A 24,680-nucleotide genomic window follows, 5' to 3' on the forward strand; every position below is an offset into this window, starting at 1 on the left:
AATAGGACACCCTTGGTCTTGGCTGTATCCTTCCCACTACTAGGGCGGATTAGGAACTTTCATCCATTAGCGACGTGCGCCGCAAGGCGCACACAAAAAGAGAACTTAGAAGGAGTCCCCTCAGACTCTCCCTTCCAGTTCTCTTTTTTCATAACATTATTTGATATGCATTGCGTAGACTCTTTATGCAACTACTCTTACAAGATTTCCAGCATTTTCTCCGGATCTTCTGCTGCTTTCACCTTATCATTTGCCCGAATGATCACGCCTTCTTCATCAATAAGATACGTTGTTCTGACCACTCCCATGGAAACTTTTCCATAATTCTTTTTTTCTTTCCACACATCATAAGCTTTTATAGCTTCTAATTCGGTATCTGACAAAATCGTAAATGTTAACCCTTGTTTTTCTTCAAATCGCTTATGAGATGCAATGCTGTCCTTGCTGATTCCAAGCACAACTGCGCCTTTTTCTTCAAACTGCGGATATCGTTCACTATAGCCACATGCCTGTTTTGTGCAGCCAGGTGTATTATCTCTTGGGTAAAAATACAAAATAACCTTTTTCCCTCTATACTCTTTTAAACTATGCATCTCTCCATTTTGATCTGGAAGTGTAAATTCTGGTGCCTGAATACCTGTTTCTAACATAATAGTTCTCCTTCTCTAACGTTTTTTGCTTTATCTCCCAAGAGGACCTTAACGGAAACTATACATCTATTTCCCATTTGGATTATCCGCTGTCAAGAGTTCTCTTGTTTACACTTAACTTTACTTTTGTTTTCCCATAAGATGTTGTTCTAGTGAGAATATATGGATATGTCTCACTTGCCCCTTCAGTCTGTGCTTTTCTTTCTACAACAAATTCATCTAAGACTTCTTCTGTGACTTTATCTTTAACAACTGCCAATTTTTTTCTATCTGTTTTGCTATATTCCACAATAACATTCTCAGGATTATAAGCCTTTGTTTCAAATTTAATTACTAATGGAGTATCTATATTATCGTTCAGTAAAACTAGAAAACAACATACACATACATAACAGCATACCAAACATTTTCTTAAAGTTCTGTTTTTTCATCATAACTTCTTCCTACTTTTCAATATAATAACAATGTCAATACCTCTATCAGTTTAGACATAGCTAGATATATTGTGGCTGAAACTATAACACTACCTAAAATAATTGATAACGAAATCAAAATGTCACCTTTTGAAATTTTATTATTCATGCTTTTCCCCCTTTTAGTTTTCATAATACAGAATTAACTTTTGCAATAAATTATTCAACCATTGGCATTACTCCAGTCTTTACTTTTTCTCGTACTTTTCTATAACTTTACAATATCACATTATAAGTATTTTTCAACTTCTTTTTTTATTTTCATATATTTTTCTAAACATAAATCCATATTCTATTTTTCGTCTTTATATATAAGAATTACCTCTAAAATATATTCTTTAATTTCCCATAATATATAGACATAATACCATTCATAAATATTTTTTCTACTTATTCTCATTTATCACATCATTTTTTCACTTTTGATATATTGCATAACTCTACTTCCTTCAAACCATCCGTAAATAAAAATTCTCAAAAAATCAGAGGGCATATTGCACTTACACAATACACCCTCATAATACTGCTCTACAAGACAATTTATATCATACTTTTTGTACTCCCATAAGGATTTTCTGTATTCCCTTTGTACTCCCAATTTTGCGATACAGCCCGATATTTGACATCATTTTACGATACTTTGACTTTTCAACAAACCCTTTAAAATTCCGCATTAAAATGGTGTCCCCATCAGATCATACGGTGTAATCTGGTACACATAATAATTCAGCCAGTTTGTATACAGATCATTGGCATGTGACCGCCAGGATAACACCGGTCTTCTCTCACAGTCATCTTCCGGATAATAATTTTTAGGAAGCGCTATCGGAAGACCCTTTTCTTTATCTCTCATATACTCTGTGTGGAGCGTCATCCGATCATATTCGGGATGTCCCATCACAAAAATCTGTCGGCCATCCTCTGCCATCACAAGGAAAACTCCCGCCTCCTCAGACTCTGCCAAAATCGTAAGGCGCTCATCCGATTCGATTTGATCTTTTGGGATAGTCGTATGTCGGGAATGCGGAGCCATAAAATAATCATCGAACCCTCTCACAAGCGGAATTTTTCGATTTTTCACGCGATGTTCAAAAATCCCGAATAGTTTTTGCTCCAGCTGCACCTTCTCCAATCCATAATGATAATAAAGTCCCGCCTGCGCTCCCCAGCAAATATGAAACGTGGATGTCACATGTGTTTTCGTCCACTTCATAATCTCTTTTAGTTCATCCCAGTAATCCACTTCCTCAAATTCAATCTGTTCTACCGGCGCTCCCGTAATGATAAAGCCGTCAAATTTTTTCTCCTTGATTTCTTCAAACGGAACGTAGAACTGATTTAGATGACTGGTGGCGGTATTTTTTGATTCATGGCTAGAAACGTTGACAAATGTCACATCAACCTGAAGCGGTGTATTGGACATAGAGCGAAGGATCTGAAGTTCTGTGTCTTGCTTCAGCGGCATCAGATTCAAAAGTCCAATTTGGATCGGACGGATGTCCTGATGTACCGCCCGATATTCATCCATAACAAATATATTTTCCCGCTCCAATATTTCCTTGGCAGGAAGTTCATTTTGTACCCGAATCGGCATCTTTACTTTTCCTCCTCTTTTTCACAATCTTCTTTTCCTCGCACCTGTGCTTCTCCGATATTCTGCTCATCGTTGTTTCCATGGATAAACTCTCCGGATTCTGCATCTACATAGCTGGTATCATCGTAGACAGCAGAGTCTGTCGGCAAATGCTTTTTCTCCAGATTCTGGTTGATAAACATTTGGAACAGATAATAGATCACTGCAAATGTTGGCACTCCCATAATCATACCGGCAAATCCGAACAGTCCTCCTCCAAGTAAAATCGAAAAGACTACCCAGAACGCAGACAGTCCGGTAGAATCTCCAAGAATCTTCGGCCCGATGATATTTCCATCCAACTGCTGCAAGAAGATAATGAACACTAAAAAGTAAAGTCCTTTGATCGGATCTGTCAACAAAAGCAGTATCGCACTTGGAATCGCACCGATGTACGGTCCAAAAAACGGAATCACATTTGTCACACCGACGATCACACTGACCAAAAGAGTATACGGCATATCAAGAATGCTTAATCCTATGAAACACAGCACCCCGATAATTGCAGAATCAATGATCTTTCCAATGATAAATCCACCGAAGATCTCATTTGATTTTCTCGTAATATGTAATACCAGATTTGCCTTTTCTGGTTTGAGCACTGCATATACTACTTTCCGTGACTGTCCTGCAAATGTTTCTTTGCTAAACAATACATACACAGAAACAATGATTCCGATCACGATATTCATCAGTTCATTGACAACGCTGATGACTCCTTCAGTCAGACCGGAAATCCATATATTGATCTGTCTTAGGAGATCACTTCGAATCCAGTTTTCAAAAAACGCGGTTGTTTCTGTGAGCACATTTTTTGTGATCAGCGCAAGGGTAGAATCGTCAAATTCCATCTCACTTAACCGTTCCATCCATTCATTGAGCTGTTCCGGCACAGTGTAAACCATATTTCGAATGCTTCGATATAACTCCGGCAAAATCATATTGCATAACGCAACAATCAATGCCCCTGCAAAAAGCAGTGCGGTAAAAATCCCCACACCTCTCGCAAACTTTTTCAATCTCTCCTCTTTTTTTATCTTTCCCTTTAACAGCTTCACAATAAAATTTTCTACCATCTTCATAAGTGGATTCAACAAATATGCCAAAACAAACCCATAGATGATTGGTTTCAAAATCTGAAAGATTTTTCCAAGAACGCCGGAAATATGACCAAATCTTAAAAATGCAAAATAAAACACAATGCTGGCTGCAACGACGAGGAATGCTGTCATCCCCCTGTTTAAATGTTGCTGCAATTTAGAAGTAGTTCTCTTTGTCAGCCGTGGTTGCTTATGATAAGGACTGTTATCTGTTCTCTCTTCCCGGGAATCCTGCTTTTTTTCCTGTTCTTCCATTTTCCCGCTCCTTTCCTTTTTTCATATGAAATCATTATACCCTCTGCCATACCACGCGTCAATACGCTCACACTACGAAAAGGCACCGCCAGATCTCTTGTATCTGACGATGCCTTTTTCCCTGATTTTTTACTCTATTCGCAGACAGCACAGAACGTAGCACATTCTGTCTCCTGACAGTGGCATGCATTGCTTCCTTCCACACTGATCTTTCCGGCATGACATTTGCAGGATTCATTATACTGACAGTCTGTCGCCTTACAGTCGATCATGCTTGTCGGAGAAGCGGTCCCCGTCACATTGGAATAACTGTCTCCTTTTCTTTCCTGAAAGCTGTCGCAGCAAGTCTCCTCTGAGCGCTTTGCTTTGTTTCCGCCTACTTCAATCTTATCCAGATTACATAAAAATTGCTGATTGTGTACACAAGTCTGTACGGTACATTTTAATTCTGGCATGTTGCTACCTCCTTGTTTGATTACTGTTCACAAACATAGTGTTTCCGCCAAAAACATTCCTATACTTCTTTTCTGATTTTTTTACAGACTTTGTGTGCTCTCGCAGATTTATTTTCCTTCTTCCAATTCTACTTTCCGAATTGTTCTGTTCTTAATCTCCTCTGTGATCTCCGCAATAAATGTATCCAGGCTTCTCTGTCCTTCATCTCCAAGGAAACGGCTTCTGACAGATACCACTCCTTCTTCTTGCTCTTTCGCTCCGACAACGAGCATGTACGGAATCTTATTCAGACGCGCATCACGGATCTTATATCCGATTTTTTCTGAACGTTCATCTACAGAGCAACGGATCTTTGCTTCTTTGAGTTTTGCCGCAACCTCATTTGCATACTCATGATATTTTTCGGAGATCGGAAGTACTTTTACCTGTTCCGGTGCAAGCCATGTCGGGAATGCTCCAGCAAAATGCTCGATCAGAATACCAATGAAACGTTCGATAGATCCAAATACCACACGGTGTACCATGATCGGTCTGTGTTTCTCGCCATCTGCCGCAATATATTCCATCTCAAAACGAAGCGGAAGCTGGAAGTCTAACTGGATTGTTCCACACTGCCATGTTCTTCCAAGTGTATCTTCCAGATGGAAATCAATCTTCGGTCCGTAGAATGCCCCATCTCCTTCATTGATCACATATGGAAGCTGCAGCTCATCCAGTGCAGAGCGGAGCGCATCTGTTGCGATATCCCAGTCTTCCTGGCTTCCCATGCTGTCTTCTGGTTTTGTAGATAATTCTACATGGTATTTAAATCCGAACAGACTATATACTTCATCAATCAGTCTTGCAACCCCTTTGATCTCATCTTTGATCTGCTCTCTTGTCATGAAAATATGTGCATCATCCTGTGTGAAGCTTCTAACTCTCATCAGACCGTGGAGTGCACCTGATTTTTCATGGCGGTGTACTGTTCCAAGTTCTCCCATACGGAGTGGAAGATCTCTGTAAGAGTGTGGTTCTGTCTTATAAACAAGGATTCCTCCTGGACAGTTCATTGGTTTGATTGCAAAATCTTCCTCATCGATCACTGTTGTATACATATTTTCTTTGTAATGTGCCCAATGTCCAGATGTCTCCCAAAGTTGTCTATTTAACATGATCGGTGTAGAAATCTCTACATAACCTGCACGTGTATGCACTTCTCTCCAGTAATCAATCAGTGTATTTTTTAAGATCATTCCCTTCGGAAGGAAAATAGGGAATCCCGGTCCTTCCTCTAAGATTGTAAACAGTCCCAGTTCTTTTCCTAATTTTCTGTGGTCGCGCTTCTTTGCTTCCTCAATTTTTGCAAGATACTCATCAAGATCTGCTTTTTTTGTAAAAGATGTTCCGTAAATTCTTGTGAGCATCTTATTTTTCTCGCTTCCTCTCCAGTAAGCACCAGCAAGACTTGTCAGCTTAAATGCCTTGACAGATTTTGTGCCGAGTAAGTGTGGTCCTGCACAGAGATCTGTAAATTCTCCCTGCTTGTAGAAAGAAATCACTGCATCTTCCGGCAGATCTTCAATCAGCTCCACTTTATACGGCTCTTCTTTTTCTTTCATTAATGCAATCGCCTCTTCCCTCGGAAGTGTAAACTGCTCAATTTTCAGATCTTCTTTGACAATTTTCTTCATCTCTTTTTCGATTGTTTCCAGATCTTCTGTTGTAAACGGAACTTCTCTGTCAAAATCATAGTAGAAACCGTCATCAATTGCCGGTCCGATTGCAAGTTTTGTATCCGGGAACAGTCTTTTTACTGCCTGTGCAAGAATATGAGATGTTGTGTGGCGGAACGCATGTGCTCCCTCCGGACTCTGGAATGTATGAATTGTCAGTTCACAATCCTGGTCGATCTTTGTGCGAAGATCGATCACTTCTCCGTCCACTTCTCCTGCTGTCGCCATTCTTGCAAGCCCTTCACTGATATCTGCTGCAATCTCATATACAGACTTTGCTTCACTGTATTCTTTGACAGAACCATCTTTTAATGTAATTTTCATTGTTTCTTCTCCTTTTCTATTTTTATTGTTTTTGTTTCTCCTATTGATCGTGTTTTCCCTTCTTCTGCCAAACAGAAAAATCCCTTGCAGCACAGATCTTGATACTGCAAGGGACGAGTATTTACTCGCGGTTCCACCCTGATTGAACTGGCTTTTGCCAGAACCACTTTCTTGATGATAACGGAATCACCGGGCTGTTTTCAGCCACTCCGAGGTAGTTTTCAGATGCTTCTGTAATAAGAAGTTTCCAGCACAAGACTTCTCTCTCTGTAATCTTCCACATCCTACTCGTCTCATCTACGTATTCTCTCTATTCTTTTGTAAGATACATTCGCATCACTGCGAAAAACTCTCTCACCATATAGTTTAAAAATAAAATTGGATTACATCCTGCTGCAATTCCATACAATCTTGTATAGCCAATCTGTCTTCCAAGCAACAGCGACCGATAAATATGAAAATTGTTGGATACAATTCCGATCCGGTCGTCCATACTGTCTACAAGCAGCGCACTGTATTTCAAGTTTTCATAAGTATTTCTCGACTTTTCCTCCAGAGAGATCTGTTCCTCAGCAATACCGTGTGAAACAAGATACTGTGCCATCGCAAACGCTTCTGTCACATCTTCTCCCTTCCCCTGACCACCAGATACGACCACTCGTGTCTCCGGATTCTCTTTCAAATATTCTATTCCTCTATCCAGTCGTCTCTTCAAAGAATTGGTCATCTTCTTTCCTCTCACCTGTGCGCCCAGCACAATGATCACATCCAGCTTCTTAGGCGGCAGTGTAAGCATTGCAGAGCAGATGATTACCTGTACTGCAAAGAATACAAAATAGGCGATAAAATTCAATGTAAGCAATATGTACTGAAGCCATCTCGGGCTAAAATGTACAATTGCTGCCAATAGGAAATTGAACACCGCAAACACTATCCAGAATGCAGCAAATGTAGAATTCCATTTTCTTGTATAATAGCAGATAAAAAGATAATAGACAATCGCTAAAATTCCTATGACGATAAATCCTGTATGCATCTTCTCACCTCTTTACCCAAGCTGTTATTTTCCACAGCACTTTTTATACTTCTTACCACTTCCGCATGGACATGGATCATTTCTTCCGATCTTCTTCTCTCTGCGAATAGTACCGGATGCTTTTTGTTCTCTGTAAAGCTCCTTTTGTTTCTCTTTTGTGAAGATCTCGTCCCACTGTGGAAGTTCATATAACCAGTCTGCTTTTGCATCGACCATGTTCTTATATAATTTTTCTTTATCAAAGTTTAAGTTCACGATCGTATCTTCTTCCATTGTCTCGATCGGGTTTTCTACTTTCAGACTTTCATTGATTCCATCTAAGAATCCTACCATAGTAAATACTTCTACCTGATATTTCTCTGCAAGTTCCTTTACAGTTCCTCTGACTTCCTCATCTGGATTAGAGAGAAGCTGCTCATAGATTCCTCTCTCAATCTGAAAATATGTCGTCCAAAACTTCTGTAACTGTGTCTTATCCATCTCCTGCGAATACGCAGTAGCTCTCCATTGTTCTAATAAACTCATTTCTACCAATACTCCTTTGTATGTGATTTCGTACGTCCTATTATATACTATTTCTTTTCTCTTTTCAAACATTTTTCGATATTTGCCTGCTTTTCCTCTTACTTGTCAAATTCACAGAAAATACTTTCTTATGCTTATTTCTTTTCTTCATTTGCTTTTTCGTGTGTTTTCCTATATAATAGAGCAAATATCTTGTTTAGAAACGGAGTGTCCTACTATGAAAAAATTCAAACGGATCTTTGCATTGGCAGGTGTGATCTTGCTCTGTGCGCTCTATGCGAGCACACTGCTCTTCGCTTTCATTGATCGTTCTCAGTCTCTTGATCTCTTAAAGGCATCCATTGCAGCTACAATCATACTCCCTGTATTTTTATATGCCGCAATGCTCTTTCATCGTCTTTCCAAAAAAGATGATGATCACGATCAAGAAGAAAAATAAAAACCTACTATCTTATATATAAAGCTCTGCCAGCATCAGTGCAGAGCCTTTTTCTATCACGCTTTGCGGATTGTGCTTTCCTCTTTCTTCCTGTTCCCTGATCTGCTGACGTTTGCTCAAATATTCTTCGATTGAAATGACTTCCTGTGGATTCTGTCTTCGCTTTGTCAACATTTTACATACCTCCTTTTTGCTTCTTTTTCGTTTCTGACTACTTCTCTCTTATTCTTTCTGTCAACTTTATTATTCTATTCCACGCTCCCGGAAAATATGTCTTTTTTTATTGTTTTTCTCAAGTTTTCACTTGATAACTTTATTATAAATCGAAATTGTGACATCCCTATGACAGATCTCTAAACCCTTTCTAATCTAATTATTAAGATTTTCTAATGTATTTTCTAAGTTTTTCTGCATTTTCCTTGACATTTTTCCTGAGTATCCCTACACTAAATCTCATCAACAAAGCAAACATAAAATTTTGACAGAAAGGTTATGGTATCATGGAACAATTTATTTTGCCTGAAGGCTATCACTCTCCACTCACAATCCGGGAAACGGAAGTTGCGATCAAGGAAGTCAAAGATCATTTTGAACGCGCGCTTGCCAAATCCTTACATCTCACCCGTGTTTCTGCTCCTCTTTTTGTAAAACCAGAAAGTGGTATGAATGATAATCTCAACGGAACCGAACGTCCGGTTTCTTTTGGAATCCGGGAACAGAACGATGCTCCTGTGGAGATCGTACACTCTCTCGCCAAGTGGAAACGATATGCTTTGAAGCGCTATGATTTCCACTCCGGTGAGGGACTCTATACTGATATGAGTGCAATCCGCCGCGACGAAGACACCGACAACCTGCATTCTCTGTATGTAGACCAATGGGACTGGGAGAAGATCATCTCCAAAGAAGAACGGAACACAGAAACACTTCGCTACACAGTCCGGAAAGTCTATGCTGCCTTAAAAGAAACTGAGGAATTTATTTCCCGCAGATACAATTACATCGAACCGCTCCTCCCGGAAGACATTACTTTTATCACTGCTCAGGAACTAGAAGACCTATATCCCAAGCTTTCTCCAAAAGAACGAGAATACAAAATTGCAAGAGAGAAAAAAGCGGTCTTCCTTTCGCAGATTGGTAAGACTCTTGTCTCCGGGAAGCCGCACGATGGACGTGCTCCTGATTATGATGACTGGGAATTGAATGGTGATATTCTCGTGTATTACCCGGTGCTTGACGTAGCGCTGGAACTTTCCTCCATGGGGATCCGTGTTGACGAAGCCGCTTTAAAGCGGCAGCTGAAAATCGCCGGCTGCGAAGACCGTGCCGAACTGGATTTTCAAAAATCTCTTCTCAACGGGGAGCTTCCCTACACAGTCGGTGGAGGAATCGGTCAGTCTCGGATCTGCATGTTCTACCTCCGAAAAGCCCACATCGGTGAGGTGCAGTCTTCCATTTGGACCGAAGATACCCTTCGTTTGGCAGACGAACACCAGATTCAACTTCTCTAAAATAACTTCCCTGTAAAACAACAAAACATGCCGGAATATTTTTACTGTTTCCTGTTGGAAATCAATTTTTTCCGGCATGTTTTTTCTAAGATTCTATTCTAAGTTTGTATCATTGTTTTCCGGTAAACATCCACGCCAAACTTCTTAGCGGTAGATGATCTCATCTCTTCCCGGTCCGTTAGAAACCATCGTAATCGGATAACCGATCTTCTCCTCAATAAATTCGATATATCTACGACAGTTTTCTGGAAGATCTTCATAGCGTTTAATTCCCCGGATATCGCATTTCCATCCTGGAAGTGTCTCTAGAACCGGTTTTGCACGCTCCAGCAAATAAGTCGGCGGGAAGTCCGTTGTAATCTCCCCGTCAATGTCGTAGGCAACACATACTGGAATCTCATCGAGATATCCAAGTACATCTAAGACAGTAAATGCAACATCTGTTGTTCCCTGAAGTCTGCATCCATACTTGGAGGCAACCACGTCAAACCATCCCATACGTCTTGGACGTCCGGTCGTTGCACCAAATTCTCCTCCATCTCCGCCTCTTCTTCGAAGCTCATCTGCCTCTTCGCCAAAAATCTCACTGACAAACGCTCCTGCTCCAACAGCACTTGAATATGCCTTGCAGACAGTGATGATCTGCTTGATCTCATACGGTGGGATTCCTGCTCCGATCGCACCATATGCCGCAAGTGTTGAGGAAGAGGTAACCATTGGATAAATTCCATGATCTGGATCTTTCAGAGAACCTAACTGTCCTTCCAGAAGAATTTCTTTTCCTTCCTTGATCGCATTGTGCAGATACAGGGACACATCACATACATATGGAGCAACCATCTTTTTATAGCTCTGCAATTCTTCGTAAAGATCTTCTGGGCGAAGTGCCGGTTTCTTATATAAATGCTCTAAAATAACATTCTTCTGTTCACAGACACGAACAACTTTTTCTTTTAACAATTCATCGTCAAATAACTCACTAACCTGAAATCCGATCTTTGCATACTTGTCTGAGTAAAACGGAGCAATTCCTGATTTTGTAGAACCAAAGGATTTTCCACCCAGTCGTTCCTCCTCATACTGGTCAAACAGGATGTGATAAGACATGACAATCTGTGCTCTGTCAGATACTAAGATCTTCGGCGCCGGAACTCCTCTGTCAATGATGGACTGAATCTCCCCAAAGAGCACAGGAATATTAAGTGCAACCCCATTTCCGATAATACTTGTCGTGTGATCATAAAAAACTCCTGACGGCAATGTGTGAAGTGCAAACTTTCCATAGTCATTGATGATCGTATGTCCCGCGTTTGCTCCGCCCTGAAAACGAACGATAATATCCGCTTTCTCTCCAAGCATATCTGTGATCTTTCCTTTTCCTTCATCGCCCCAGTTTGCTCCTACTACTGCTTTTACCATGTCTTATCCTCCTAATCGATAAATGTCTTATTTTATCTTCTTATAAACATTTACAAGCTCTGCTTATTTACTACGCCAACGATTATACTATACTTTTTTCTTGATGTAAAATATTTTTTTGAAAACTTTTTAAAAAACCTTTATACAAAGTTTCATACAAAATCTGTTCACAATCTCCTACATCAATGGAGCAATCAGACGCAGCACTCTTCCTGCTACCGTCATCACTGTTCCTCTTGTCCGAAGATCCATCACACTTACTTTCTGACATTTTTTCAATGTCTCCTGAAAATCTTTTTCAATATTCCAGACAACCGGATTGTTGTAAATAAAGGTTCCACACTCAAAATGAAGATACAGACTCCGATAGTCCAGATTGATGGTGCCGACCGTCGCCGTGTCATCATCAGAAACAAAAACTTTGGCATGGACAAATCCCGGTGTGTACTCATAAATCTGTACTCCCGCCTCGATCAGCTCTTCATAGTATGTCTTTGCTACTGCAAATGCATACCACTTGTCCGGAATGTGCGGCATAATGATGATAACTTCAATTCCACTTTTTGCGGCATACGTCAGATTCGTCACCATCTCATTATCCAGGATCAGATACGGTGTCATAATGTGCACATATTTCTTTGCATGATTTAAAATGTGAAGGTAAACTTGCTCTCCAATGTTTTCATTGTCAAACGGACTATCTCCATAAGGCAGTACATACCCCAGTTCTCTGTGCAGTTCCTCCTGAACCGGCGTCAGATATTTTTCATAATCTTCTTTCTGATGTTCTGTGACATTCCACATCTGCAAAAACATGATCGTAAAATTCTGTACCGCATCTCCCTTGATCATGACCGCTGTATCTTTCCAATGTCCAAACCGTTCTTTCTGATTAATATATTCATCTGCCAGATTGATTCCGCCTGTAAATGCCGTATGTCCATCGATCACGCAGATTTTGCGATGATCTCTGTTATTCTGGTGCGTGGAAAGAATTGGCTTGATCGGACTAAACATCTTGCATTTGATTCCTTTTTCCTGAAGTGTCTCCGGATAATGATACGGCAGAAGCGCGATACAGCACATCCCATCATACATAAAGCGGACTTCCACCCCTTCTTTCACCTTTTCTTCCAGGATTTCCAGGATGCTATCCCACATAATTCCCTGTTCTACGATAAAGTATTCCATGAAAATGAATTTCTTTGCCTGTCGAAGTTCCGTTTTCAACTGCTCAAACTTATCTTCCCCCAGCGGAAAATATTTGACACTTGTGTTCCGCTTAATCGGATATCCTGCCTGCCGCGACATATAATGTGCCAAATTTGCGTTGGCTGGTTTGGATACTCTAAGATCTTCTATGATCTCCTCATCCTGCTCCATATATGGCTTTGTCTCAAGCGAGAGATCCTGGAGCCTTTTCCCGATAAACCGTGTTCCAATCTGCACACGGGTAAACAGATAAAATAACATTCCTACAATCGGAATCGCCATTACAAACAAAATCCAGGACATTTTAAATGCCGGATTTTCCTTTCGATTGATAATATAGATCACGACAGCACTGCCGAGTATCAGCAGTAAAAGATACATTACCGGCGCATATTTTACGAGACTTGTAAACATCTCAAACAGCAGTACCACCTGAAAAATAAGAAGCAGAAATACAAGTGCAGTCCTGCTAAATACGATATGAAAAATCCCTTTCTTCGTTTTCTTCTTTACTTCCATCCGATTTCCTCTTTTCCCTTCTCTTTTATCATTTGCCTTTTCCAATTGACAAAAGGAGGCTGCCACAGTAAGCCTCCCCCTTTTTGTCATTCCAATAATTTTTCTGTCAGAAGCGCTGCCCCTGCCCGGATCTCTTCTTCCGGTAAGTTTGCGAATCCAAGGAGGATCGTACAACTTCTCTGCATCTCCTGCGTCTCAAATGTTGACAATCCATAAATCCGTATTCCACCCTGCTTCGCTTTTTTGACGGCATCCTCTTCGCTTCTCCCATCATGAAACGTGAAAAGCAAGTGAACTCCCGCATATTCTCCGCTGACAGAGCCAATGGAAAGAAGTGGTTTCAGTGCATTTAAAAGCGTATCGTGACGACTTTTATAGAGTGCACGCATTCGATTCAAGTGCCTTTCGTAGTACCCTTCTGCCAGAAATCGCTCTACAATTTTTTGATCAATCTTCGACACCGTCGAATTGATAAACCGATATTCCCTCTCATAAACGCAAAGCAAACTCTCTGGAAGAACCATATAGCTCATACGGAGTGCCGGTGCAATCGACCTTGAGAATGTGCCAAGATAAATAACCCGCTCATGAATGTCGTACCCTTGCAGCGCCGGAATCGGTTTCCCTTTATAGCGAAATTCACTGTCATAATCATCTTCGATAATATACCGCTCGCCTCTGTCTGCCCACTTAAGCAGCTCCAATCTTCGCCGGATTGGCATCACAACCCCCAAAGGGAACTGATGTGACGGCATTACATATGCAACCTGCGCGCCGCTCTTTTCCAGAAGATCTGTCCGCATGCCACTGTGATCCATCGGCACTGTGCACACTTCCTGAGACAAGTTTGCAAACAGACGGTAAGCCTGTTTATATGTCGGTGTCTCAAAGGCGACCTTCTTGTCTTTTCCAAGAATATTGATCAAAAGCATCAAAAGGTAATCATTCCCCGCCCCGACAATGATCTGTTCCGGACGGCACCTGACTCCTCGCGCCTGATGCAGATAACTGCTGATCGCACTGCGCAGCCCATACTCACCCTGCGAATCTCCAAGGCGAAAGGTCTCTGCGCGATCATCCAGAAGAACTTCGCGGGAAAGTTTTCTCCACACCGCATAAGGAAAGCTTTTCAGATCGATTCCGCTCGGCGAAAAATCATAGCGATACTTTTCTTTCTGCTCTTCCTGGCGCTCTGTCCCCGGTTGCTCTTCCCTTCGGAACTGATATACTCCATCAATCTGTGCGACAAATACGCCTTTTCGAGGCTTTGTCTCAATATATCCCTCAGAGAGTAACTGCTCATATGCAAGTTCTACAGTACTTCTGCTAATCTCCAGATATCTCGCAAGTGACCGTGAAGATGGCAGCTTTACTCCACATGCAAGCCGGCCACTCTGAATATCTTCTTTGACATACTGATAAATCTGCTCATACAGCGGAGTAATCGACTGTGGATCAAGACTGATCGTCAATTCCTTCATTTATATCTCCTATTTCGGCAGTCTGAAAGAGCTCTTCAGCGATACGATACGATTAAATACAAGCGCATCTGGTCTGGAATCTTTTGCATCTACGCAGAAATAACCATTTCTCACAAACTGGAAGCTGTCATAAGCCTGTACACCATCGAAACTTGGTTCCAGATAGCAATCTTTTAAAATCGTAAGTGAATTTGGATTTAAGTTCAAAGAGCCATCCTCTTTGTTATATACTCCCTTTTCTTCATCTACAATATTTTCGTACAGACGAAGTTCTGCCTTTGTCGCATACGGTGCCGGTACCCAGTGGATCGTTCCTTTTACTTTTCTTCCGGTAAATCCGCTTCCACATTTTGTCTCTGGATCATAAGTACAATGTACTTCGATCACGTTTCCATTTTCATCCTTTACAAAGCTTTCACATTTTACAAAATATGCATGCATGAGGCGTACTTCATTGCCCGGGAACAGACGGAAATATTTCTTCGGAGGCTCTTCCATAAAATCTTCCCGTTCAATGTAAAGTTCTCGGCAGAACGGAACCTTGCGGAATCCAAGCGCTTCATTTTCCAGATTGTTGGCAACATCCAAATATTCTACTTCTCCTTCTGGATAGTTGTCGATGATCAGCTTGATCGGATCCATCACTGCCATCATACGAGGCTTCTTCATTTTCAGATCTTCGCGGATACAGTACTCTAACATCGCATAGTCCACAGAACTGTTGCTCTTTGATACCCCGCAGAGCTCCACGAACATTTTAATCGATTCCGGTGTGAATCCTCTTCTTCTGAGCGCTGCGATAGAAACTAGTCTTGGATCATCCCATCCGTCCACAATTCCATCTTCGACCAGCTTCTTGATATAACGCTTTCCTGTCACAACATTCGTCAGATACAGTTTTGCAAACTCAATCTGTCTCGGCGGATGATCAAACTCACATTCTCTGACTACCCAGTCATAAAGCGGTCTGTGATCTTCAAATTCCAATGTACAGATGGAGTGGGTAATCTTCTCAATAGCATCCTCGATCGGATGTGCGAAATCATACATCGGATAGATACACCATTGATCTCCGGTATTGTGGTGCGTCATGTGTGCTACACGGTAAAGAATCGGATCACGCATGTTGATATTCGGTGATGCCATATCAATTTTGGCACGGAGCACCCGCTCCCCATCTTCAAATTTTCCGTCACGCATTGCCTCGAACAATTCTAAATTTTCTTCCACAGAGCGATCTCTGTATGGACTGTTTTTTCCCGGTTCTTTTAATGTCCCACGGTATTCTTTGATCTCTTCTGCTGTCAGATCACAGACATATGCCTTGCCTTTTTTGATCAGCTTGACTGCACATTCATACATCGCTTCAAAATAATCAGAGGCAAAGAACAGATTATCTTTCCAATCTGCGCCAAGCCACTTAATGTCTTCTTTGATAGAATCGACGAATTCTACTTTTTCCTTTGTCGGGTTTGTATCATCAAAACGCATATGGAATGTTCCATTGTATTTCTGTGCAAGACCATAATTTAACAGAATGGACTTTGCATGTCCGATATGTAAATATCCGTTCGGTTCCGGAGGGAATCTTGTGCAGACGGTATCATACACTCCTTCTTTTAAATCTTTGTCTATTTCCTGTTCTATAAAATTTTTAGAAACTACTTCGTTCTCCATTGTCATCCTCCTCGTTTTCATTCATGTTCAATATCTTACCATAAAATAAAATTGATAACAAGGTAGATTTTACCTGCCCGCTGAAATTCTTCCTTCCATTCTGCCCTGCAGTTTTAAAAGTGCCTGCACAAGGATCGCACTGTGATCCACCGCAATCTTCCCCGGCTCCCGCACCCGATAGGAGACTTCCCGGACCAACTCTCCCCTGCAATTTTTCTCTACAACTGCAGTCGTGTCAATCTGCTTCTCTTCATTAAACAACTGAAGCCGATAGACTTGCAGACTTGTGTCTCCATTCCTCTGTTCCTCCACGCAAGACAATCGGATCTTACACCACGCAGCATCAGCCGCATCGTCCCCGGCCTCGACGGAGATCTCTTCTCTGTTTACAAGCGCCATGTACGCAGTTGTGATCACTCTCGTGCGCGGATCCCGGTCCATCGCACCATAAACTGCAATCTGCTCCATGCAGAGTCCGCTGACACCTGTCTCTTCTTGAAGTTCTCTCCTTGCAGTCTCTTCCAAATCTTCTCGGAGATTGATAAATCCTCCCGGAAGCGCCCAGAATCCGATGCTTGGATGGTTACTTCTCTTTACAAGAAGTACCTCAAGCGCATTGACATCTCTAATCTGCTCTTCCATTCCTCTGTATGAAAATACTACCGCATCCGTCGTACACGATGGTGTCTCATATCTATACGGCTGATACCCCGCCAGAAATTCTTCCAGTGTCTGTCCATCCTTGTTCCGCTCGCCGGTTCCTCTAAATGGCTCAATATTTTCCAAAAACGATGCCATCCTATTTCCCTCCATTTCGTTTTTTATCCGACCTCTCTGATTGTGCCTGCTCCACGTACTCTATACACAGTTTACCATCAATCAAGTATGAAGTCTATGTAATAAAAAAAGAATAAGAACTTTTAAATTAAAAATTCTTACTCTCTCCTGAAGCTGCCTAGGGGACTTGAACCCCCGACCTCCGCCTTACCAAGGCGACGCGCTACCGACTGCGCCAAGGCAGCATATTTTACTGTCAACATGGATACTATACCGAAAAACACTCTCCTTGTCAAGAGGAGAGTGTTTGATTTTCAATTATTTTTGTATGTTTCCTGGCACATGCACCATGCTTCATTCCTTCTTATGATTTAAAATTCCCTGTGCCTTGTTTTTAATCCTCTGCAATGCATTATCTACTGCTTTGGGACTTTTCCCGATCAATTTTGCGATCGTCTGGTACTCTGTACCGAGCAGATGTAAATATAAGACACGGTTTTCCAGATCACTGAGCTGTTCTTTGAGCATACTTTCTGCCTGCCGGAAATATTCCTTATTCAGGAACAATTCTTCCGGGTTGTTCTCCCTATCCGGCTGGATCGTATCAATCAACGGCGGACGCTTGTTTTCCTCAGACGCATCCCCCTCCTCGTAAAGAGAAACATAAGAATTCAGAGGAATATGTTTTTTTCTCTTTGATGCCTCAATCGCACTGTACATCTGTCTCGAGATGCATAGTTCTGCAAAGCTTGCAAACGAAGTTTCCAGCGCAAGATCATAATCCCGGACCGCTTTAAAAAGTCCGATCATCCCCTCCTGGATCAGGTCATCATTTTCTCCTCCGAGAAGAAACATCGCCTTTGCCTTTTTTCGCACGAGATATTTATATTTTTCCATAATGAAATCCATAATCTCAGACTCTCCTTTCCGGAGAGCCGCGATCAGCTGCTCATCTGTCATTTTCTCATACGTTTCCATCTATCCACGCTGCCTTACGATCTCATACGCCAGCACTCCTGCTGCCACCGATGCATTTAAGGAATCAATATCCCCTTTCATTGGAATGGAAGCAACAAAATCGCACTTCTCCTTCACAAGACGGCTGACTCCCTCTCCCTCATTTCCAATCACAAGACCGATCGGACCAGTCAGATTCATCCGGTACATGGACTCTCCGCCCATATCTGCACAGACAAACCAGAGTCCACGCGCTTTTAACTCTTCCATCGTCTTTGCAAGATTTGTAACCTTGGCCACAGGAGTATAATTCAATGCCCCTGCCGAAGTTTTCGCTACCGTCGCTGTAAGTCCTACTGCTCTCCGCTTCGGAATGATCACCCCATGTGCACCGGCAAGATTGGCTGTACGGATGATTGCTCCAAGATTGTGCGGATCCTCGATATTATCAAGCAGAATGAAAAACGGATCTTCCCCTCTCTTTTCTGCAAGTGCAAACATATCTTCAATCTCAGAATATTCATAAGCCGCTGCATGCGCAATGACTCCCTGATGCTTCCCGGTTTCTGACAGCTGATCCAGTCTTTCCTTCGAAACGAAATTTAAGATTGTATCGTGTTTTTTTGCCTCACGAACAATCGTGCGGACCGGTCCGTCCTGACATCCATCAAGGACAAATAACTTATCTACCGGTTTTCCCGAACGGAATGCCTCCAGCACCGCATTTCTTCCCTCGATCGTCAGTGACTTGATTTCTATCTTTGTTTCCTTACTCATCTTTGTTCTCCTCTGTATTCAAACTTTCTAATCCCAATCGAATCAACTCAACCATCCGCGTCCAGTTCTTCTCCAGATACAGATACCCCATAAGTGCCTCAAACCCGGTAGCTCTCCGGTAATCTGTCACAGATTGGTTTTTTGCCGGGGAAACTGACTTGGAATTTCTTCCTCTCTTATAAACAGCCAGCTCTTCCTGAGTCAACACTCCCTGAAGTGTCCTCATCATCTTTGACTGCGCAGATGCCTGCACAAGAGCACTCGTCTCTTTGTGCAGTTTCTGTACTTGTTTATTTCCTTCATTGATCACGATCGTTTTGATGATCAGATCATAAATACTGTCCCCGATATATGCCAGTGTCAGTGGAGAGTATTCCCGGATATCTACTTCTTTTAAGGAAAATGTCTCCTGCATACAGGAAAACAGATCTTGTTCTATACTCTTTTCCATTTTACTCCTTCTCTTGTATCTTCCAAAATAATTCCTTTTTCTAACAACTCGTTACGAATCTCATCTGCCCGCTGGAAATTCTTTGCTTTTCTCGCCGCCTGACGTTCTTCTATTAATGCTTCGATATCTTCTGCAAGAAGTTCTTCTTCCTTCACTACAATGATTCCGAGAACATCGGACAAATGTACAATGCGTTCCAGAAGCGCGCTGTCATATGCCTGAGAAGAAGTTTCATCTGCTGTTGTATTTGCAAATTTTACAAGCTCAAAAATTGCCGCAATGGCATCTGCCGTATTAAAGTCATCCTCCATTGCCTCCTCAAACGCAGTGACAAACTTCTCCGTTTCCTGGATTTGTGCTTTCTCGGCATCGGTCATCTCCCCATTCTTTGCGTTTGCCGCAAGATATTTCAGATTCTCTGCCGCCGTAATGATACGCTCCAGTCCGTTTTTAGAAGCCGCCATCAGTTCCGCGCTAAAGTTTAGCGGACTTCTGTAATGTGCACTCAGCATAAAGAAACGGAGCACCTGCAGATCATACTGTTCTGCAATCTCACGCACCGTACGGAAATTCCCGAGAGATTTTGACATTTTTCGATTATCGATATTTAAAAATGCATTGTGCATCCAGTATTTTGCAAACTCTTTCCCATTGGCCGCCTCGCTCTGTGCGATCTCATTTTCATGATGAGGAAATACAAGATCCTCTCCTCCCGCATGGATATCAATCTGATCGCCCAAATACTTTTTGGACATCACTGAGCACTCGATATGCCATCCCGGACGACCGTCACTCCACGGTGATTTCCAGAAAGGTTCTCCCTCTTTCTTCGGTTTCCAAAGTACGAAATCAAGTGGATCTTCCTTCTCATCTTCTCCTGTTACAAGAAGAGATCTTCCGCCGGATCGTAAATCATCCAGATTTTTATGAGACAGCTTTCCGTAAGGCCCAAATTTTCTTGTGCGGAAATATACCGTTCCGTTTTTCTCGTAGGCATATCCTTTTTCGATCAGCTGTCCGATCATCTCGATCATCCCATCAATTTCCTGTGTTGCCAATGGATGAGTCGTCGCCGGCTTGACATTCATGCCTTCCATGTCCTTTTTGCACTCTGCGATATATCTCTGGGAGATTTCTTCCGCAGATACATGTTCCTCGATCGCCTTCTTAATGATCTTGTCATCAACATCCGTAAAGTTTGATACGAAGTTTACCTCATATCCTTTGTATTCAAAATATCTTCTCACTGTGTCAAATACGATCATCGGTCTTGCATTTCCAATATGGATAAAATTGTATACCGTCGGTCCGCAAACATACATGCGAACTTTCTTCTCTTCTAACGGTACAAATTCTTCTTTTTTCTTTGTCAATGTGTTATACAGTTTCATCTTTCTTCCTCCTGCTGTTTTTCTTTTTTGCTTTTGGCTTTTTTCCGTCTTTTTTCTGCCCCTTTTTTTCTTCTTTTTCCAAGCGGCATTGCTGCAGACTTTGCTTTAACTCCATCACTTGATTTTTCAGACGAAGATTTTCTTCTTGCAATGCGTGAATATCATTGAGAACCGGATCCGGCAAATGGATCTGATCCAAGTCTGTCCGCGGTATCTTTCCGCTGCCCATTCGGACAATTCTGCCCGGCACTCCGACAACCGTACAATTCGGCGGCACTTCTTTTAACACAACAGACCCGGCGCCGATCTTTGCATTTTCTCCGATCGTAAAAGAACCAAGAATCTTTGCTCCGGCACTGACCATCACATTATCCTCCAAAGTCGGATGCCTTTTCCCTTTTTCCTTTCCAGTCCCTCCAAGTGTCACTCCCTGATAAAGGGTGACATTATCGCCAAGCACCGCTGTCTCACCAATGATCACTCCACTTCCATGATCGATAAAAAGTCCCTTCCCGATCACTGCACCCGGATGAATCTCTATTCCGGTCTTTCTTACTGCCCTCTGAGAAATCCACCTGGCCAGAAAATAATGCCTGTTCTGGTACAGCTTATGCGCTACCCGGTAGTGAAGGATTGCTTTAAAACTCGGGTATAAAAACACTTCTGCAGTTGTCTTGATCGCAGGATCCCTTTCTCGGATCACCGCAATCTCCTCCCTGATGTAAGAAACCATTCCCATCCTGCTGCCTCCTTCTGATTTCCCATATAAAACAAAAACTTCATCTCCCTAAAGAGACGAAGTTTATCCGCGGTTCCACTCTTCTGAAAATCTGCCCGTTGTTCAGACTTTCACTTTCATGCATGTAACGTATGCCAACGTATCCAGCTACTTTCTTTCGCCGGATCAGCTCCCGAATGCACTTCACAGACGCTTTCCTGAAGTGTGCTTTCAGCCGGTGACACACTCTCTCTGTCAGTTCCAAATCTATTACTCTTTTCGTTCTCAGCCTTTTTCATAATATCTATACATCAGTGTATGCAATAAAATCATTTTTGTCAACCGTTTTCTTCACAAGCAGCAGCTTCATACAATTTCATTTAGAAAGACACCATCTGCAGGTTCGATTTTATTCAAATCTTTCTGCAGTGCTTCCGACAGCTTTTCTTCCGTATAGGGTTCCCATCCAAAAAGGACCTGTGTCAGAGCTGCAATCGAAATCTGCCGATCTGTATCATTTTCTTTTGCCGCTGTGCTGACTGCAATCTTTGTCCCATCGCTTTCTAGCAAAAATCTCCTGTTATTTTCTTCCAGAAGCGGATCTGTCACTTCTACTGTAAAGGAAAATGTTGTCCTTGGACGAAGACTCTCAAAAAATCCCGGAAGGTAAAGAAGTCTTGCCATAATAAGCGGTCTGTCTCTCTCTTTGGTCACACTTTTTTTAATATTGTGTACATCCAGATTCCAACCGTCACAAAAAATCGCCTCGTTCCCTTTTGTCAGCCAAAATACTGCCTGGGGAAGTGCCTCTTCCTCTCCTTTCTTCAGAAGCGGTTCCCGGATTTCATAGGTCTCCTCTTTTGCAAAAAAGAAACTTCCGACAAGCTTTCCATTTTTTTCGATCATACCAATCCCACCATGCTCACTCTTCTGTTCCGCAAGCATCCTTCGATAATACTGCTCCGTACGGACAGCCACAACCTGATATGATTGCCGCAGAATCTCTTCTGCAAACTCTGCAAGCTTTCTGCAGTCTTTTTCAGATGCCTCCCGCATCTCATAGATATTTCCCTGAAGTTCGTGAGATACCGACCTCTCCTTGCTTCCACAAACTTTTCCGCCTCTCTGTCGGTAAATATATCGAAAATCGTAAGGGTGATATATACTCTCCGCTGCGGGCATTAAAAAAGTAAACGGTTCTTTTCTGGCATACATCTTTTTTAGAGATACCTGCAAAAGTGCGCCCATAAACCCACGCTTTCGGAATCGCTCCTCTGTTGCCACTGCGATAATATAGTGTGTCAGAAATTCAGAATCATTGATCCGCATTTCATATGGATTCAGCTGGATCATCGAACAGATCTGATGCTCCTGCTCAATCACATACATCTCATTGTCCAACGTCTTCACCGTATAATAATAATCAAGAAATTCTTTTGTATCCTCTGCAAATACACGTTCCCACAATTCTCTTGTCCGTCCGTGTTCTTCTCTTTGAAGCATTCTCACTTCCATCTTATCGCTCCGTTCCTTCAGATGTCTTCCGGCATCCTCCACACCCCTGGCAGCCGCCTGCACTTTCTTCCGCAAATACCTGATAGCTCATAGTACGCATACTCTCGATTGCACAGATTGCCTGAGCGGAGATCCCTTCTCCGCTTCCGGTAAATCCGAGCCCCTCCTCTGTCGTTGCCTTGATATTGATCTGCTCTTTCTCAAGTCCAAGTACCTCCGCGATATTTGCCCGCATCTGTTCAATATACGGAAGCATTTTCGGACGCTGTGCAATAATCGTCGCGTCAATATTCTCTATCAAATACAATTTTCCCTCCAGAAGTTTTCCGACATGTTTTAACAATTCCACACTGGAAATCCCTCTGTATCTCTCATCTGTATCCGGAAAATGCTTCCCGATATCTCCAAGTGCTGCCGCTCCCAAAAGCGCGTCCATGATCGCATGGAGCAGCACGTCCGCATCCGAATGACCAAGGAGCCCCTTTTCATACGGAATTTTCACTCCGCCAAGAATCAAATCTCTTCCTTCTGTCAATTTGTGAACATCGTAACCAAGTCCTACACGCATAATGGCACCTCTTTCTCTGTTATTCTTATTATTTTCTCTGTGGCATTGGGCTGATAGAGGCCTGTCTTCTCGGGAACATTTCTTTGGAAGTTTCTGACTCTTCTTGATGTTCCTGCACCTTCTCCTCTGTCACTTCTTCTGTCACTTCCTCTTTTTCTTCTTCCTTTTCATCTATCTGTACGATATCCTCGTCTTTTTCCTGCTCCTCATCCGTCTCTTCTTGTTCTTCAGAGCCGTCTTCTTCTGTTTCCTCCGGGAAATCTTCTTCCGGATCAAGCGGCTCTTCGCTTAAATCGTCTTCCTCGATCTCCTCCTGTGATGTTTCTTCAGATTCCGCTTCCTGCACAGCCTCCTCTTCTTGATCAGATTTCTCCTGTGATTCCAAGTTTTCCTGTTGATCCTGCTCCTCTTTGGCGTTTTCTGAGGGATCCTGGAAATTGATATTTGAATTTCCCTCCGACATTCTTCCGGCCGTCTGTTCGACCTCCTCAGTCTCCTCGGATTTTTTGTTTTTCTGTTTCCAGAACTCAATATCCACTCCATATTCTTTCAGCAATGCTCCCACAGAAAGATAGAGTACGGTTCCACCTACTGCCATAAAGAAAATGCTGACGATGATCATCAGTACTTTTTCATTAGGTTCTGTCTGAAGAACACCGATCAGAAGGGAAATTCCGATATAAAGAATATATCCGCCTGCCAGCATTTTTAAAATCATTCTGCTTTTGTCGTTCATCTTTCTTACTCCTCTGTCGAAAAGGCTGTTGCAAACCGGAATGTTTCCTTTTGTAACAGCCTTTTTGTATTTATTTCTTTTATTGTACTTGAAAACAAAAAAAACATCAAGAAAAATAAAAAAAACCGAAGAATATTCTCCCGGTTTCCTTTGATACTTCTCTATACTTTTGATAGTAGCGGGAACAGGATTTGAACCTGCGACACCACGGGTATGAACCGTGTGCTCTAGCCAACTGAGCTATCCCGCCATATATTTATATAATTTTTTTATAAATAGCGGGAACAGGATTTGAACCTGCGACACCACGGGTATGAACCGTGTGCTCTAGCCAACTGAGCTATCCCGCCACATATAATCTCCTA

The 24,680-nt window shown here is 42.2% G+C and carries 24 protein-coding genes, 3 tRNA genes and 2 other annotated features; of the genes, 2 read left to right on the forward strand and 25 right to left on the reverse strand.

Annotation, left to right across the window (positions count from 1 at the left end; translation table 11 throughout):
• Positions 1–197 precede the first annotated feature (197 nt).
• From bcp to EDD74_RS06370, 8 genes are all read right to left on the reverse strand, one after another.
• A complete protein-coding gene (bcp, locus tag EDD74_RS06335) occupies positions 198–650 on the reverse strand; it encodes a thioredoxin-dependent thiol peroxidase (RefSeq protein ID WP_008976008.1) in 453 nt (150 codons plus the stop codon).
• Positions 651–732: 82 nt separating this feature from the next.
• The gene (locus EDD74_RS06340; RefSeq protein ID WP_008976009.1) at positions 733–939 is read right to left on the reverse strand and encodes a hypothetical protein; all 207 of its coding nucleotides are present in this window, start codon (positions 937–939) and stop codon (positions 733–735) included.
• 857 nt (positions 940–1,796) lie between these two features.
• Positions 1,797–2,717: a homoserine O-acetyltransferase MetA gene (gene metA, locus EDD74_RS06345; RefSeq protein ID WP_116441921.1), complete on the reverse strand. Its 921-nt coding sequence runs from the start codon at positions 2,715–2,717 to the stop codon at positions 1,797–1,799.
• A gap of 2 nt (positions 2,718–2,719) precedes the next feature.
• The gene (locus EDD74_RS06350; protein WP_016440358.1) at positions 2,720–4,111 is read right to left on the reverse strand and encodes an AI-2E family transporter; all 1,392 of its coding nucleotides are present in this window, start codon (positions 4,109–4,111) and stop codon (positions 2,720–2,722) included.
• A 134-nt stretch (positions 4,112–4,245) separates the two neighbouring features.
• Positions 4,246–4,566 (reverse strand): DUF1540 domain-containing protein, encoded by a 321-nt coding sequence (locus tag EDD74_RS06355; protein WP_116441920.1) that lies wholly within the window; start codon positions 4,564–4,566, stop codon positions 4,246–4,248.
• Positions 4,567–4,674: 108 nt separating this feature from the next.
• A complete protein-coding gene (gene thrS, locus EDD74_RS06360; RefSeq protein ID WP_116441919.1) occupies positions 4,675–6,606 on the reverse strand; it encodes a threonine--tRNA ligase in 1,932 nt (643 codons plus the stop codon).
• A gap of 106 nt (positions 6,607–6,712) precedes the next feature.
• Positions 6,713–6,915 (reverse strand) — a binding site (T-box leader).
• Position 6,916: 1 nt separating this feature from the next.
• On the reverse strand, positions 6,917–7,642 hold the full coding sequence (locus tag EDD74_RS06365) for a YdcF family protein (protein WP_116441918.1): 726 nt from the start codon (positions 7,640–7,642) through the stop codon (positions 6,917–6,919).
• Positions 7,643–7,666: 24 nt separating this feature from the next.
• Positions 7,667–8,167, reverse strand: coding sequence for an SEC-C metal-binding domain-containing protein (locus EDD74_RS06370; RefSeq protein WP_008976016.1), 501 nt, complete (start codon positions 8,165–8,167; stop codon positions 7,667–7,669).
• A gap of 217 nt (positions 8,168–8,384) precedes the next feature.
• Between EDD74_RS06370 and EDD74_RS06375 the strand changes: the two genes are divergently transcribed.
• A complete protein-coding gene (locus tag EDD74_RS06375; RefSeq protein ID WP_008976017.1) occupies positions 8,385–8,606 on the forward strand; it encodes a hypothetical protein in 222 nt (73 codons plus the stop codon).
• Positions 8,607–8,618: 12 nt separating this feature from the next.
• On the opposite strand, the gene EDD74_RS15045 is transcribed toward EDD74_RS06375, so the two are convergent.
• Positions 8,619–8,780 (reverse strand): hypothetical protein, encoded by a 162-nt coding sequence (locus EDD74_RS15045; RefSeq protein WP_008976018.1) that lies wholly within the window; start codon positions 8,778–8,780, stop codon positions 8,619–8,621.
• 326 nt (positions 8,781–9,106) lie between these two features.
• On the opposite strand from EDD74_RS15045, the gene asnA reads away from it, so the two are divergent.
• Entirely contained in the window at positions 9,107–10,117 is a 1,011-nt protein-coding gene (asnA, locus tag EDD74_RS06380; protein WP_116441917.1) for an aspartate--ammonia ligase, read from the forward strand.
• A 144-nt stretch (positions 10,118–10,261) separates the two neighbouring features.
• Here the strand turns inward: asnA and EDD74_RS06385 are convergent, their stop codons facing one another.
• From EDD74_RS06385 to EDD74_RS06460, 16 genes are all read right to left on the reverse strand, one after another.
• Complete coding sequence (locus tag EDD74_RS06385) at positions 10,262–11,536, reverse strand: adenylosuccinate synthase (protein WP_009262553.1); 1,275 nt, start codon at positions 11,534–11,536, stop codon at positions 10,262–10,264.
• Between the two features lie 177 nt (positions 11,537–11,713).
• A complete protein-coding gene (gene cls, locus EDD74_RS06390) occupies positions 11,714–13,333 on the reverse strand; it encodes a cardiolipin synthase (RefSeq protein ID WP_016440355.1) in 1,620 nt (539 codons plus the stop codon).
• A 20-nt stretch (positions 13,334–13,353) separates the two neighbouring features.
• Entirely contained in the window at positions 13,354–14,748 is a 1,395-nt protein-coding gene (gene pdxR / locus EDD74_RS06395) for a MocR-like pyridoxine biosynthesis transcription factor PdxR (RefSeq protein WP_116441916.1), read from the reverse strand.
• Between the two features lie 9 nt (positions 14,749–14,757).
• On the reverse strand, positions 14,758–16,425 hold the full coding sequence (locus EDD74_RS06400) for a glutamine--tRNA ligase/YqeY domain fusion protein (RefSeq protein ID WP_009262556.1): 1,668 nt from the start codon (positions 16,423–16,425) through the stop codon (positions 14,758–14,760).
• 69 nt (positions 16,426–16,494) lie between these two features.
• Positions 16,495–17,223: an NUDIX domain-containing protein gene (locus tag EDD74_RS06405; protein ID WP_116441915.1), complete on the reverse strand. Its 729-nt coding sequence runs from the start codon at positions 17,221–17,223 to the stop codon at positions 16,495–16,497.
• Positions 17,224–17,374: 151 nt separating this feature from the next.
• Positions 17,375–17,447: transfer RNA gene (locus tag EDD74_RS06410), tRNA-Thr, on the reverse strand.
• A gap of 109 nt (positions 17,448–17,556) precedes the next feature.
• Positions 17,557–18,180, reverse strand: a complete 624-nt coding sequence (sigH, locus tag EDD74_RS06415; protein ID WP_116441914.1) for an RNA polymerase sporulation sigma factor SigH — start codon at positions 18,178–18,180, stop codon at positions 17,557–17,559.
• Complete coding sequence (gene rlmB / locus EDD74_RS06420; protein ID WP_008976027.1) at positions 18,181–18,936, reverse strand: 23S rRNA (guanosine(2251)-2'-O)-methyltransferase RlmB; 756 nt, start codon at positions 18,934–18,936, stop codon at positions 18,181–18,183. It lies immediately after the preceding gene.
• Positions 18,929–19,387 (reverse strand): Mini-ribonuclease 3, encoded by a 459-nt coding sequence (locus EDD74_RS06425; RefSeq protein ID WP_008976028.1) that lies wholly within the window; start codon positions 19,385–19,387, stop codon positions 18,929–18,931. Before EDD74_RS06425 ends, rlmB begins: the two co-directional genes overlap by 8 nt.
• Positions 19,372–20,778: a cysteine--tRNA ligase gene (gene cysS, locus EDD74_RS06430; protein ID WP_008976029.1), complete on the reverse strand. Its 1,407-nt coding sequence runs from the start codon at positions 20,776–20,778 to the stop codon at positions 19,372–19,374. Before cysS ends, EDD74_RS06425 begins: the two co-directional genes overlap by 16 nt.
• Positions 20,765–21,517 (reverse strand): serine O-acetyltransferase EpsC, encoded by a 753-nt coding sequence (gene epsC / locus EDD74_RS06435; RefSeq protein WP_116441913.1) that lies wholly within the window; start codon positions 21,515–21,517, stop codon positions 20,765–20,767. The genes cysS and epsC overlap by 14 nt, the downstream gene beginning before the upstream one ends.
• A 49-nt stretch (positions 21,518–21,566) precedes the next feature.
• Positions 21,567–21,792, reverse strand: a binding site (T-box leader).
• Positions 21,793–21,862: 70 nt separating this feature from the next.
• Complete coding sequence (locus tag EDD74_RS06440) at positions 21,863–23,086, reverse strand: GNAT family N-acetyltransferase (RefSeq protein ID WP_242990160.1); 1,224 nt, start codon at positions 23,084–23,086, stop codon at positions 21,863–21,865.
• Complete coding sequence (gene ispF / locus EDD74_RS06445; RefSeq protein ID WP_116441910.1) at positions 23,013–23,579, reverse strand: 2-C-methyl-D-erythritol 2,4-cyclodiphosphate synthase; 567 nt, start codon at positions 23,577–23,579, stop codon at positions 23,013–23,015. Before ispF ends, EDD74_RS06440 begins: the two co-directional genes overlap by 74 nt.
• A 28-nt stretch (positions 23,580–23,607) precedes the next feature.
• On the reverse strand, positions 23,608–24,315 hold the full coding sequence (locus tag EDD74_RS06450; RefSeq protein WP_116441909.1) for a hypothetical protein: 708 nt from the start codon (positions 24,313–24,315) through the stop codon (positions 23,608–23,610).
• A gap of 176 nt (positions 24,316–24,491) precedes the next feature.
• A tRNA-Met gene (locus EDD74_RS06455) sits at positions 24,492–24,565 on the reverse strand.
• A gap of 26 nt (positions 24,566–24,591) precedes the next feature.
• Positions 24,592–24,665 (reverse strand) — tRNA-Met (locus tag EDD74_RS06460).
• Positions 24,666–24,680: the final 15 nt, after the last annotated feature.

Origin of the sequence: Faecalimonas umbilicata (assembly GCF_004346095.1) — a bacterium.
Lineage (GTDB): Bacteria > Bacillota > Clostridia > Lachnospirales > Lachnospiraceae > Faecalimonas > Faecalimonas umbilicata.

Coding starts and splice junctions, on each gene's coding strand:
- thrS (WP_116441919.1), bottom strand. CDS start 6,606: ATGAAAATTACATTAAAAGATGGTTCTGTCAAAGAATACAGTGAAGCA.
- bcp (WP_008976008.1), bottom strand. CDS start 650: ATGTTAGAAACAGGTATTCAGGCACCAGAATTTACACTTCCAGATCAA.
- sigH (WP_116441914.1), bottom strand. CDS start 18,180: ATGGAAACGTATGAGAAAATGACAGATGAGCAGCTGATCGCGGCTCTC.
- EDD74_RS06365 (WP_116441918.1), bottom strand. CDS start 7,642: ATGCATACAGGATTTATCGTCATAGGAATTTTAGCGATTGTCTATTAT.
- EDD74_RS06405 (WP_116441915.1), bottom strand. CDS start 17,223: ATGGCATCGTTTTTGGAAAATATTGAGCCATTTAGAGGAACCGGCGAG.
- metA (WP_116441921.1), bottom strand. CDS start 2,717: ATGCCGATTCGGGTACAAAATGAACTTCCTGCCAAGGAAATATTGGAG.
- pdxR (WP_116441916.1), bottom strand. CDS start 14,748: ATGAAGGAATTGACGATCAGTCTTGATCCACAGTCGATTACTCCGCTG.
- EDD74_RS06450 (WP_116441909.1), bottom strand. CDS start 24,315: ATGAACGACAAAAGCAGAATGATTTTAAAAATGCTGGCAGGCGGATAT.
- EDD74_RS15045 (WP_008976018.1), bottom strand. CDS start 8,780: ATGTTGACAAAGCGAAGACAGAATCCACAGGAAGTCATTTCAATCGAA.
- EDD74_RS06350 (WP_016440358.1), bottom strand. CDS start 4,111: ATGGAAGAACAGGAAAAAAAGCAGGATTCCCGGGAAGAGAGAACAGAT.
- rlmB (WP_008976027.1), bottom strand. CDS start 18,936: ATGAGTAAGGAAACAAAGATAGAAATCAAGTCACTGACGATCGAGGGA.
- EDD74_RS06425 (WP_008976028.1), bottom strand. CDS start 19,387: ATGGAAAAGAGTATAGAACAAGATCTGTTTTCCTGTATGCAGGAGACA.
- EDD74_RS06375 (WP_008976017.1), top strand. CDS start 8,385: ATGAAAAAATTCAAACGGATCTTTGCATTGGCAGGTGTGATCTTGCTC.
- EDD74_RS06400 (WP_009262556.1), bottom strand. CDS start 16,425: ATGGAGAACGAAGTAGTTTCTAAAAATTTTATAGAACAGGAAATAGAC.
- epsC (WP_116441913.1), bottom strand. CDS start 21,517: ATGGGAATGGTTTCTTACATCAGGGAGGAGATTGCGGTGATCCGAGAA.
- EDD74_RS06370 (WP_008976016.1), bottom strand. CDS start 8,167: ATGAGTTTATTAGAACAATGGAGAGCTACTGCGTATTCGCAGGAGATG.
- asnA (WP_116441917.1), top strand. CDS start 9,107: ATGGAACAATTTATTTTGCCTGAAGGCTATCACTCTCCACTCACAATC.
- EDD74_RS06355 (WP_116441920.1), bottom strand. CDS start 4,566: ATGCCAGAATTAAAATGTACCGTACAGACTTGTGTACACAATCAGCAA.
- EDD74_RS06385 (WP_009262553.1), bottom strand. CDS start 11,536: ATGGTAAAAGCAGTAGTAGGAGCAAACTGGGGCGATGAAGGAAAAGGA.
- ispF (WP_116441910.1), bottom strand. CDS start 23,579: ATGCGTGTAGGACTTGGTTACGATGTTCACAAATTGACAGAAGGAAGA.
- cysS (WP_008976029.1), bottom strand. CDS start 20,778: ATGAAACTGTATAACACATTGACAAAGAAAAAAGAAGAATTTGTACCG.